Origin of the sequence: Chitinophaga niastensis (assembly GCF_003014755.1) — a bacterium.
GTDB lineage: Bacteria > Bacteroidota > Bacteroidia > Chitinophagales > Chitinophagaceae > Chitinophaga > Chitinophaga niastensis.
In genome coordinates, this window is the sequence record NZ_PYAW01000005.1 from 70,017 (window position 1) to 82,749 (window position 12,733).

Here is a 12,733-nt window from a genome sequence, read left to right on the forward strand (position 1 = left end):
ATTCCACAATTTACCACCTATACAATTCATTTTATGAACCGATCTAAATTGATGTTATGGACACTCACGTTATTGAATTTTGTCCTTTATTCCACGCACATTTACTCACAAAGCAAAATTACCGTAAAAGGTGTTATCACAGATTCCACAGGCGTTCCCTTACCAGGAGCCACAGTGAGCCTGAACGGGGATATGAAGATTGGAACCGCTACCAGCAAAGATGGGGCGTTTGAACTGAACGTACCGCTGGGCAGCAAATTGAAAGTTACCATGACGGGTTTTCAAACCACCTTTGTTGTGGCCAGTTCCCCGCAGTTGACAATTAAAATGGCGACTTCCACCACGGACCTGAAAGACCTGGTAGTGGTGGGGTATAGCACGCAATCACGTAAATTGGTTACCGGCTCAATAGCCACCATGAAAATGGATGATAACCGAAGAAATGCGCCTACCACATCCCCGGCTAATTTGCTGGCAGGACAGATGGCAGGTGTAAGTGTAGGAACCCCTTCCGGCATACCGGGCAGTCAGGCAAGTATCACGATCCGCACCGGAAGTTCATGGAACAAACAGGATGCACTCTTTGTGATCGATGGAATTATCAGTACCGCCAGCGATTTTAATAATCTTAGTCCAAATGATATCGATAATGTATCCGTGCTGAAAGACGCGGCAGCAGCAGCTGTTTACGGATCAAGAGCTGCCGGCGGTGTGGTAGTGGTAACCACACGCCAGGGCAAAAACGGTATTCCCCGGATCAGTTATTCATTCAATACGGGTGTAGACAAGCGCGGTGGAAATGCTTCGCTCACCAGCGCTGTTGAAACGGGCGAAATCTATAACCGCATTAACCCTAATTCAAATTCTATCTGGACACCATCCGACTTTGACTATTTCAAAAAGATCAACAATGGCTGGGGATACAATCAGTTAGACGCTGTATGGCGCGATCCTTCCACACAGGCACATAATCTCAGTGCATCCGGAGGCAGTGAAAAAGTCCGTTACTATATAGGTGGCTCCTACGTGAAACAAGACGCCATGTTAAAGAACCTCACATTTAATAAATACAATATCCGCGCAAATGTTACCGCCGATATTACAAACAGATGGCAACTTTTCGCAGGTCTTTCCTTAAATAATAATGTTTCCGACGGGCCACCAAGCACCTCCGTTGGTGGCAACGTTAGTGACATTTATAGAAAAGAGATGCTCTGGCAGCCGGAACAACCTATCTGGACAGATGGCGGTAACCCGATCGATTACGGCTGGATAGGAAACGTAGGAGCTGAAGTAAGAGGTGATGGTGGTTATATTAAATCCAATTTCCTGTACCCTGCGCTGAATCTTAAACTTACCTATAAGATACCAGGCATAGAAGGACTCAGCGCATCCACACAGTTTGGTAAGTCGTATTACATGTTCCGTTCTAAGTCTTTTGAGAAACAGTATAATATGTGGGTAATGAAGACGACAGGTGTGCGGCAAATAAGTACCAAAGATGCTGATTTGGTGACGTTGAAGAAGTCATCCCAGATATCAAAAACATTCCTGGAGGAAGATTATAACTGGTTTAACATGTCGCAGTTGAATTTTCAACTGAACTATGACAGTACATTCGGTGGTGTGCACCATGTAAAAGGTACGATGGTATATGAGCAATACGAAAACCAGTCTGGTGGTATCCAGTCAGCACGTGATAATTTCCCGGTTTACACAACTGACCAATGGTGGGCGACCAGTAACGACAGGATCGATTCCTATAACGGGGGTAATACCACACAAAAAACAGGCAGAAGATCCTGGGTGGGTCAGTTGTTTTATGACTATGATGGAAAGTACCTTGCCAATTTTTCCTACAGATATGATGGATCAATGAACTTTGCGTATGATAATCGCTGGGGCTTTTTTCCTTCTGGTTCGGTAGGTTGGATATTATCAAAAGAATCATTTTTTGAGCAATTGCATAGCATTGATTTTTTGAAGATAAGAGCTTCTGCAGGGCTTACCGGAAATGATGCGGTAGGTGGATGGCAATGGCAGCAGTCGTACCAATCCGGATCCGGTGCATATTTTGGAACCAATCCGCTCACCAACGCAGGGATTACCTATGGTCCAATTGTAAACGAGCACCTGACATGGGAAAAAACACTTAGTTATAATGCAGGGGTGGATGTAGAATTCCTGAAACATTTCAATGCCACCGCAGAATATTATTTTGTAAAAACCTATGATATTCTGGGAGCAAGAAACGCGTCAGTACCGCCCACTTTCAGCCGCAAACTTCCCAGTTCAAACTACGGCCAGATAAATGCCCGGGGACTTGAATTTACTGTAGGCTATCGTAACAAATACAGAGATATCGATTATCATATTAATGCCAACGCATCATACGGCGGCGCGAAATATATAATAAGAGATGAGAACCCAACTTATCCTTATCAGCAACAAGTGGGAACGGACATGACCCGGATCACTTCCCGTATTGCTACAGGTATGCTGAGAACGCAGGCTGATGTGGATGCATTTGTGGCGGCTCACCCTAATTACAACTATTATGGCATCGCACCACAAGCCGGCCAGCTGGTTTACCAGGATATCAGTGGCCCCGATGGAAAACCGGATGGGAAAATTGACGACTGGGATATCGTAACGGTTAAAGCCAACAACAATCCATTATTGCTTGGGTTAAATATGGGTTTTGAATGGAAAGGATTTTCATTGGATGCAACATTTAGCGGTCGCCTGCACCAGTGGAGATTTGTAAATAACCTGGTGGATGGTAATGTGGAATGGAATCGTATGTGGCGCAAATGGTATACTGATGGCTGGACGCCGAACAATACCAATGGTTCCCTGCCGATTCGCTATTCTGCCAATGATGGTACCAGAAGGGTGACAAATGATCAAAGTACTTTCTGGTTGCAGAACGCCAATTTCCTGAGATTACGATTCCTGAGTATCGCCTATTCCATTCCTCAAAAATATGTTTCAAAAGCAGGGTTGTCTGGTTTGAAATTTTATTTCAGCGGATCCAATCTTTTTGTGATCAGTAAATTCAAACAGAAATTCTACGATCCTGAAATCGGCGATGGGTTTTCATTCCCTATCATGAAAACATTCAACTTCGGTGTGAACGTATCTCTCTAAACAAACTAATTTTTGTCAACTATGCAATTATATAAAAGAATTTTGACGCCCTTTATTTTGGGGATCGCAGTCATCACCGGCGCGACATCGTGTAAAAAAGGGCTGGACTATGCAAACCAGAATAACCTGAATCCAAATAATGTATGGAGTGATTCTACCATGATAGGTGCTTTTTTAAGCGATATCTATGGCGGAATGATGCCAGGATGGCCGGTTTCAGGTGTAAATACTGATGAAGGCATTTCAAATGCCAAAGGAATGCCCGATTATTCAAGGGGTATTATTGCGGTATCAACGACTAATGCCGGTCTCAATTACACTAACATAGACAAAATTAATTTCTTTCTCGACAAGCTGGAAACCTTACCCGGAACTATACTATCGGAAAGTAAAAGTAAACAGTTTGCCGGAGAAGCTAAATTCTGGAGAGCATGGGCTTATTGGGGAATGGTAAACAATCTGGGAGGTGTGCCACTGATATTGCATACCCAGGTAGTTGACAAGGTGGATGCGCTGTTTGTTCCACGCAATAAGACTTCTGAATGCATCGCGCAGATTGTAAAGGATCTTGATAGCGCCATCCTGCTTTTGCCTGCAGCGTATCCTAATGCAAATGCAGATTATGGTAGGATCACCAAAATAGCTGCCATGGCTTTTAAAGGCAGGGTATTACTGAGCTACGCAAGCCCGCTTTTTAATCCAGCCGGTAATGCCGCCCGTTGGCAGGCGGCTTACGATGCCAATAAAGCTGCGGTTGATTTTGCGGTGAGCCAGGGCTGTGCTTTAAGTCCGTCTTACCTGAATATCTGGTATAAGGAAAGGAACAACGAAGTAATTATGGTGAACCAGTTTCAATATCCTAACCATCCTAATAACTTTAATTCGATCCGTCCTGAACCACTTACCAAAGACGCGTCAAATAATAACCAGCCTTTGCTATCGTTACTGCTGGCATTTCCAAAACGGGATGGTTCGGCGATGCGCTTAAATAAAGAGCAGCTTTCCGATCCTGTTTACAATAGCCAGTTCCTGACAGATTTTTATACCAACCGCGATGATCGGTTTTATGCCACCATTTTTTGCGGAGGTACACCATATCCTGCTCCTGATGAAGTGGCGCCGGTTTATATCAAGGGTAACAGTTTCTGGAACGTTTGGAGGTATGATGCTGCCGGCAACCGCTATGTGAATATTTTAAATGTTATCCATCCGGCAATGCCGGGCAATCCGGGTCTTACCGGTTTTTTTGACCGTAAAGGACTGGATACTACGGTGACTGCCGGATTGGGAGGACAGGCACAGACTGACTGGCCGGAGATCCGTTTTGCGGAAGTGCTGATGAACTATGGAGAGTGCGCCAACGAAACCGGAAAGAGTGGAGAAGCCCTGCAGGTGCTGAAGAATATCAGGCAACGGGCCGGCGTACTTCCGGGAGAAAGCAATGCCTATGGCATCACAGCGTCCTCACAGAGTGAGATCCGCGAGGCTTATATCGCGGAACGCCAGGTGGAATTCGCTTTTGAAGACAAACGTTTTAATGATCTGCGTCGCTGGAAACGCTATGATATACTTAATAACCAGGGTACGCGTCATGGATTGTATATTACGCTGCAGGATGGTCAAATGGTGACTCCTTCGGATAATATCATGACAGCCGCTGTAAGGGCTAAGTTCACCGCAAATTATATTGATAACCTGGATGGTGATCCGGCGTTCAAATTTAGCCTGGATCTGAATCACTGGTTTTATGCGATTCCGCCTGCGCAGATTTCACAATCAAAAAATGTATTGCAACAAAACAACGAATGGGGCGGTAGTTTCGATCCGCTTCAGTAACTACGGGTGGAGATTTTTTTCTGAATGAACGGGATATACCGGGAGATTTTTCCGGTATATCCCATTAGCATGATGGCGTTAGGTTTTCTGCCCGCCGCAACTGTATTAAATAGAAAGTATGTGTAGAATTAAAGCGAATTTTTTCTTATTGTTTTTAATAATTGTCACCACATCAAAAAAATCTTTTTCCCAGCTTTCCGATCCTGAAATGAACAGGATGTTGAAGCAGGTAAGCGGATCCATTACTTTTTTACAAAGACAATATAATGGCACCAACCTGGTGTCAGAAAACGTCTTCCGCTCCAAAGAGCTTCCGGGAGCCTGGCAACTGGCACTGAAAGTGAACCCGGTAAAAGAAAGTAGTGATGTAGTGGATGTCAATGCTACCTTCAGACTGACAGCAGGCCAGGTGGCATCCGCAACAGTGGCTGTTAAATTTGACTTCAGCAACTGGAGTGCTGCCAATTATGTGCTGGTCCCTGCCTCGCTTTATAACGGGAACCGCTATCGTTCGATAGGATATGGTTATAATCCCGAATATCCACACGATATGTATTATAACCCCCAGGTTCCGCTGACGATCTCAAATAATCCCCGCTTATCTATAGAAAATGATAAGGCTTCTTTAGTAGAATTGCAAACAGGTAATATGGCAACTCCCGCTGTTTGCTTTTTTTCTCCTGCTGAACAAACAGGTTTTATCTTGTTAACAGAACAGCAAACGAAATGGGGAAACAATGGGATTACTATAACGGAGGATACCCATAAGGACAATTTTTCTTTCGACATCTCCGCACCTGCTATCCGTAAACTGGCGACTGGTTTCGGCGACTTTCATCTGAGCGGTGATAAAGCACCGGATTGGAAGGCTGGCGATGAAGTATCGCTGCGCCTCCGGCTGTATGTGTTTAAGGCGGCGGATATTCCGGCTTTGCTCACAAAATTTTTCAAAATACGGAAAGATATTTCCGATAATTCAGCTCCCCGGAACCTGGTACCTATGAGCAGGTTATTGGAACTGGGAACGGGAATATGCAGCAGTAATTTTACGCAACAGCAGGCAGGCAATTATTATAAACCGGAGAATAATAACGATTTTCAGCTTGGATGGGTTAGCGGCATGATCAACACCTATCCGATGTTATCACTGAACGATGAGAAGGAACGCAAAAGGGTGAGCGAAGAACTCGATTTTGTGGTGCGCAGATTACAGGGTAAAAGCGGTTATTTTTATGGAGGTATCAAATCAAACGGAGAAATTATAGGAGAGAAGATGTCGCACGATTTCCCGGAAATTCAGGCAATGGTGAGGAAAAACGCGGATGTATTGTTTTGGTTGATGAAACATCTCCTGTTGTTTAAGGAAAGTGGACATGCTGCGATGATTAATAAGGACTGGGAAGAAGCAGCTAAAGGACTGGCAACTGCTTTTGTAAAAACATGGCAAAAAAATGGTCAGTTTGGCCAGTATATAGCGCCAGAAACGGGCGAGATTGCGGTGTTTAACTCCACTGCGGGCGCGATTGCTCCGGCGGGCCTGGCCCTGGCAGCCAATTATTTTAACAGGGCAGATTGGTTAAAAACAGCAGCAGCTGCTGCGGATTATTATTACAAGCGTGATGTAGCAGGGCAGGGGCTCACAGGTGGCGATTGCGGGGATATTTCGCAGGATGCCAATTCAGAATCGGCCTTTGGGTTCCTGGAGTCTTTAATGGCATTGTATAATTATACAGGAGATCATAAGTGGTTGTCGATGGCCGAAGTGCAGGCAGCCCTTTGCGCTACCTGGACCCTGTCTTATGCACCGGTTTTCCCTCCGTCAAGCACCATCGGAAAATTGCAATCCAATATGACGGGAGCCGTTTGGGCCAGCATACAGAACAAACATGCGGCACCGGGTATCTGCACCTCCTCCGGCGATTATCTTTTTAAGCTGTTCAGAGCTACCGGAAAATCATTATATGCCGATTTGATCAGGGATATCCAACATGCGCACACAGAGGCGGTTAATATGCCCGGGCATATTACCAGCAATTACCTGGTGGGTTCTTCCATGGAACGTATTCAGCCAAGCGATGCGGAAGGGAAGGAGAGCATTGGAAATTTTATACATACCCGTAACTCCTGGACAGAAACCAACGGAATGCTGATGGCACTTGAACTGCCGGGTATTTATGTGATCAGCGACAAAGCAAAATGTTATGTTTTTGACCACGTGAAGGTAACAATCATTAAAAAAGATAATAGGGAACTGGTGATGGAGTTACACAATCCAACAGCCTATGATGCCAGTGTAGCCGTTATGTCGGAAACTACTCTGGAGGCAAAGCATCCCCTGGGTTATACTGCCTTTCTCCGTTGGCCAAAAGTACCGGTGAAAGCTGGTGGTAAGATCAGGGTGCATATTTCAGGAAAAGATATCAAATGGTGAATCCCGGCAGCTTGCATTGCAATGTCTGCTTAGAGAAGATTGTTTTATAGAGAAAAAAGAGCTGGTCTAAAAAGACCAGCCCTTAAAGTTCTTTTTAACTTTTCCCTACCGGAATGCATATTCCAGTGGCTTATGTTCCGGTAATAAACGTTTAAGCATAATATCTGCTGTCTGCAGTGCGCCTTCTACCCAACCCTGGGCATCAGAATAGGCTTCTCCGCAGATGAACAGCGGACAGTCGGTAATGGGATGTACAATTTTATCCCTTACCTCCCAGCTTTTAACACCTATGTTCCAGCTGTTCCAGCCACCACCAAAGGGGTCTTCCCCCCAATCGCGGAAGGCAGCGCTTTTTACTTCCGGCGTAGCTTTGATATCGTGTACCTGGCTAAGCTGCCGGGATATTTCTTCTACCATCCGTATGGGTGCAACGTAATCACTCCATTGCTGATTGAGGCGATATTCCCCTGTTGCTGTTTTTATAGCAAGTTTATCATCTGCACCGCGGAAAGCATCTATAATCGTTTTTGATCTGCCCAGTTTCCAGGCCAGGCTGCGTTTCGGTCTGAGGCCATCCCAGAAGCCAGTGTTGTTCCCGTCATCATAACTGGCCAGTAACATGGATTTTCCTTCTGTTGGCGGATTTCCGTCATCTTTAGGCCAGTAGTAGGTTTGCCTGACTGGTATATCCGTTACCGTGCGACCGGTTTCAATTGGTGGTGTGCCGCCTATTTTTCTCCACCAGGGTTCATCATAGGTAGTGAACAGTTTGAACAGGGGACGACCGGTTACAGTGTTGATCAGCGAATTGATCTCCTGCAGCTTAGGGCTTTGGGGGGCCAGCAGCTCCAGGGAGCGACGGGGCATAGCCAGGATCAGCTGACCGGCAGTGATGGTTTCATTGTTGAATATGAGCTCAAAGAAGCCGTTTTTCCATTCGAAACGTTCCAGCTTTTTATTTAAAGAAATGGTGCCACCCAGCTCTTCAAAAAATTTCCCTAGTGTAATAGGCACCTGTTGGAAACCGTTGGTGAAGCCCATGTAGCGGGGTGTGATACCAAAATCCGATAAGAACCAGGGAATAGCATCTGCTGCATTCCAGTTTACGAGGGTGGTGTCGTAACCACCGGCATCTAAGCTGAACTGGTAGCCTTCACTGCTTACCACCCGGTATAACAGGTTCCAGAAACCCCACTGGTAGAGTGGAACTCCTTCATAGGTGGCCTTTTTAACCATTTCACGACGCTCCTCATCGGTAGCCTCAGCGATGCCGGGCACCACTATTTCGATGGCTGCTACGATGATGGCGCCCGGACCTTTGCCATATTCTTCTTTGGAAAGACGGTAGGGCACTTTAGCCGGATCTTTTACGAAGTCGGAGAGCCGGAGATGGATACCCCGCAGGTAAGCAATGTTCTGGTCTTCATCTACCGGGAAATCAAATAAAGAGATTTTTTCTGCTTCCGGTAGCTTTTTGTTTAGTTCTTCTATCAGCGCCATCACCCTTTCCTGCACATTTTCCAGCACCCGCATACCGCCGAGTTCTGCTACCATGTTATCAATGCCTGGTGGCCTTACGGAAAGCAAACGGCCACCAATATGACCGGAGCCTTCGAAGAGGGCAATCTTTTTCTTGTCGCCATATTTTTCTTTCAGTTTCCAGGCAGTGTATACTCCGGAAACCCCACCGCCAATGATAGCGATATCGATTTGCGCATTTGTCATAAAATTTATTTTTGGGTTTATAGATGGTTTTGGTATTAGAAAATGGCAGGCATGTTAGCGGGAATATGAATAGTCCCTGCTTCTGCTGCGTGATCTGCAACTCCATTGCTATGGAAAATATCCAGTACCGGTTGTAGCATATAATGCCGGGTGATAGCTGGCTCACTTACCTTAGCCTGAACGGTAGGCGCTTGCGGTGTATCCTGCGCAATGCGCATATCCAGGATGTAGGATGTTTTATTGTTCAGTACATGGTCTATGCCTTTTTCAATAGCGGCTTTTACATCACCGGGCGTATTGACCTGTTCTCCGGCATTAACACCAAATCCTTTGGCAAGATTTACATAATCGATATGGGGTCTTTCCAGTCGAAGATAACCGGGATCCATGGTTTTGGGGTGCCATCCATATCCGGGAGCAGATCCATAGGCGGCTACTACCTGTTGCAATCCCAGTTGCAGCGTATGGTATTCCTGATTGTTGGTGATAATGTAGAGAATAGGTAATTGTTCGTGGGCTGCTGTCCACCATACCTGCGGATAGAAGAGGGCAGAGCCATCTCCCACGGCATTGATCACCAGCCGTGTGCTGATGCCCTGTGCTGCTTTTTCTTCCAGCTTTATTCCCAGAGATGCTGGCATCGACCAACCGAGTGAGCCGCCGGCCACACAATAATAACTGACAGGCTTGGCGCCGGTGGTACCTAATGGCAGGTAATACTGCAAAGGGGCGCCATCGGAAACAGCTTCATGTACATATACATACTTATCGGTCAGTTTACGTTGCTCTATCGCATCTTTCAGGGCTTTAGCAATGACTACAGTCCATATTTTTTCCTGCTGCATAGCCTCTTGCAGGTACGCCTCCCATTTTTGGGCACGATCATCAGCCATCTCCTGCATTGCTAAGTTCCTGTCGGCGGCTCCTGTTGGCGGCTTTGCTTTTATGTACTTATTCAGGATGGGCAACGTCATTTTTACGTCTCCGAAAATGGCAGCTTCACCGTAATAGTTTTTAGCGATGTCCCAGGTGTTATTGGTGAGGTATATCTGTTTCAGGCTGTCGGGAAACAGCGGCCCGTCTGCGTATTTGAATACGGCCAGCTGCGCCTGTGCGCCAAAGCCTATCAGAAATGCTACATCATGTTTTTTGAACACCTCCTGTATGGCAGCCTGACTGCCCGGTAATTCTCCCTGCCAGTGATAATCGTTGTTGGGGAAGTTGGCTACGCTACTGAAGGTTTGTAATACAACAGGTGCACCGAGTAGTTCAGCAAGTTCCTGCAACTCACTCCACGCGTCTGCATAACCAACTGCATCTCCGGCTACGATCACAGGTTTTTTGGCAGCAGCCAGCAGGTTGGCAGCCTGTCGGATAGTAGCATCATCGCCGGTGAAATGAGGGGAGATACGGGTAACGCCCTTTACTTTATCTGTATCGCCAATGGCCACCATGGTAAAGTCCCAGGGTATGGAAACAAACACGGGGCCATTAGGAGGAGCCATTGCTTCTTTAAATGCCCGCTGTAATACCAGTGGAATTTCGGATGGGGTGCGTACTTCGTGTGCCCATTTGGTATACTGTTTCGCCAAATCTGTCAGGTTGGATGCCAGTAATGGTTCCTGGGTGATCAATTCATTTTGCTGCTGGCAGCAAAGTATAACCAGGGGCGTTTCTGAGCGCCAGGCATTGAACAGGTTGCCGATGCTATGTGCAATGCCGGGGGTAACATGCACTACCAGTACACCGGGTTTACCGGTCATGCGGGCCGACCCCATGGCTGCACCGATAGCAATGTTTTCATGCAGGCATTCAATGTATTTTACGCCATTGGCTTCATAGCTGGCGCCGTCAATAATGGGTATTTCATTGGTGCCGGGCACACCAAAAATGTAATGAATACCGAGGTCTTTGAGGATGTCGAACACGTAGTCCCGCGTCCATCGCGTAGGGTTGGATAATAACTTTGTCATAACAGGAAATGATTAGGGTAAGTGTTAAATTACATAGTGATTTGTAGCTTGTTATTTTGAGTGATCGCGAATGTTATTTTGAGATGTATTTACCGTCAGGATAATAATTGGGAAATGCTGAATATACCGGATTGATAAACAGCTTTGTGCATTCAAACATGAAAGTTAGGAGTCCGATATAAATTTGATTGCTAATATAAGTATCATTTCAGTAATTAGCCAAATTTTTTTTGGCAGACCCGACAACGATAACAGTCACATGTCGCCCATACGGGTAGTAGGAATCACTATGAATTAACAGGCATCACCTGGTACTATATTACCAAATATTCTTACTACAAGGTTAGCACAATGTCAGAAATCAGATCTATTGGTTAAAATAATATTATCAGGCTTAAGTATTATGAAAATATAAGTTGGGAGCTGTTTTAAGGAGATATGAATTTTAGCTTGTTAGAAGTAGTGAGTCAGCTAATAAAAAATTAGATTTTATAGGCTATAAAGATAAGCATTGATAGATTATTAAATTCAGTAAAAAAAATTCGATTTTCGTAGCATAGGAAATTATTGCATAGCGTAATTGTTCCAATTAATTTCATTTGGATTCATCATAATAATGCGTGCTTATTAGCATTATAGCAATACTGGATGAAAATAAAGCTTGTGCCATCTCGGCGAATCTTACTACTTTTGCATACTAATTTTAGAGGTAACAATATAACTAGTCTATTAAAGAACTGAAGAATAGCACTGAAATCCCAAGGGGATCACGAAAAAAGCTTCAGATTTTTCTGAAGCTTTTTTATTAAATATTATAACGTCAATAATGGATAGCCTGGTTTATGAGAAGTCAGCGTTCTGCCCTTTTGACGAATCAACAGAGATTAATGCACTAGCCGCAGGGCTTACTTTTTCATTAGACGATGCACCGCACCCGCTTTGCATACTGGCAGCAAGCAAGCTACAGTTACATCTGGAGTCTCAACAGGAATGGAAGCATAATTTTGGTTTGTCATCCGGAACAGAAGGCGTAATTATTGGGAAGATGTTCGGCGTGTTGATCGTTCGAACGAAGGATGGTGAGCTGGGTTACCTGGCAGCATTTTCGGGCAAATTAGCGGGCGGAAATCATCATGCTAAATTTGTTCCGCCAATCTTCGACGGACTGGTAGCCGGAGGTTTTGTGAATGCCGGCATGACAAAGCTTACCGGGATTAATGAGGAAATAAATTCCCTTGAATCGTTTAATCACGAGATACATGCTGAACAGATCCGTCTCCTGAAAATATTACGGAAAACGCATTCCATCTCCTTACAAAATAAAATTTTTGAACAGTACCATTTTTTGAACAGGGCTGGTGAATCAAAAAGCTTAATTGAAATTTTTGAGAATACTGTTTATAAGAAACCGCCTGCTGGTGCCGGGGAGTGTGCTGCTCCGAAACTGTTACAATATGCCTTTCGTCATGAGATGGAACCATTGGCGCTGGCAGAATTCTGGTGGGGCTTATCTCCAAAATCGGCTTACTGGAAACACGGTCACTTTTATCCTCCGTGCCGTGAAAAATGCGCATCTATACTGGCGCACATGCTCACCTGACAGAATGGATGGCATAAG

The 12,733-nt window shown here is 45.2% G+C and carries 6 protein-coding genes; 4 read left to right on the top strand and 2 right to left on the bottom strand.

From position 1 onward, the window contains the following. Positions 1-33 precede the first annotated feature (33 nt). From CLV51_RS21395 to CLV51_RS21405, 3 genes are all read left to right on the top strand, one after another. The gene (locus CLV51_RS21395) at positions 34-3,150 is read left to right on the top strand and encodes a SusC/RagA family TonB-linked outer membrane protein (RefSeq protein ID WP_158267098.1); all 3,117 of its coding nucleotides are present in this window, start codon (positions 34-36) and stop codon (positions 3,148-3,150) included. 21 nt (positions 3,151-3,171) lie between these two features. After that, positions 3,172-4,986 carry a RagB/SusD family nutrient uptake outer membrane protein gene (locus tag CLV51_RS21400; protein WP_106530134.1) on the top strand — a complete coding sequence of 605 codons (1,815 nt, stop codon included), beginning with the start codon at positions 3,172-3,174 and terminating at the stop codon, positions 4,984-4,986. A gap of 217 nt (positions 4,987-5,203) precedes the next feature. Next, on the top strand, positions 5,204-7,417 hold the full coding sequence (locus CLV51_RS21405) for a hypothetical protein (RefSeq protein ID WP_146151346.1): 2,214 nt from the start codon (positions 5,204-5,206) through the stop codon (positions 7,415-7,417). 105 nt (positions 7,418-7,522) lie between these two features. Here the strand turns inward: CLV51_RS21405 and CLV51_RS21410 are convergent, their stop codons facing one another. Both CLV51_RS21410 and CLV51_RS21415 read right to left on the bottom strand, forming a co-directional pair. Then, complete coding sequence (locus CLV51_RS21410) at positions 7,523-9,142, bottom strand: flavin monoamine oxidase family protein (protein WP_106530136.1); 1,620 nt, start codon at positions 9,140-9,142, stop codon at positions 7,523-7,525. A gap of 35 nt (positions 9,143-9,177) precedes the next feature. After that, positions 9,178-11,115, bottom strand: a complete 1,938-nt coding sequence (locus tag CLV51_RS21415) for a thiamine pyrophosphate-binding protein (protein ID WP_106530137.1) — start codon at positions 11,113-11,115, stop codon at positions 9,178-9,180. An 826-nt stretch (positions 11,116-11,941) separates the two neighbouring features. Here CLV51_RS21415 and CLV51_RS21420 point away from each other — a divergent pair. Next, the gene (locus CLV51_RS21420; protein WP_106530138.1) at positions 11,942-12,715 is read left to right on the top strand and encodes a pseudouridylate synthase; all 774 of its coding nucleotides are present in this window, start codon (positions 11,942-11,944) and stop codon (positions 12,713-12,715) included. The last annotated feature ends 18 nt before the right edge of the window (positions 12,716-12,733 follow it).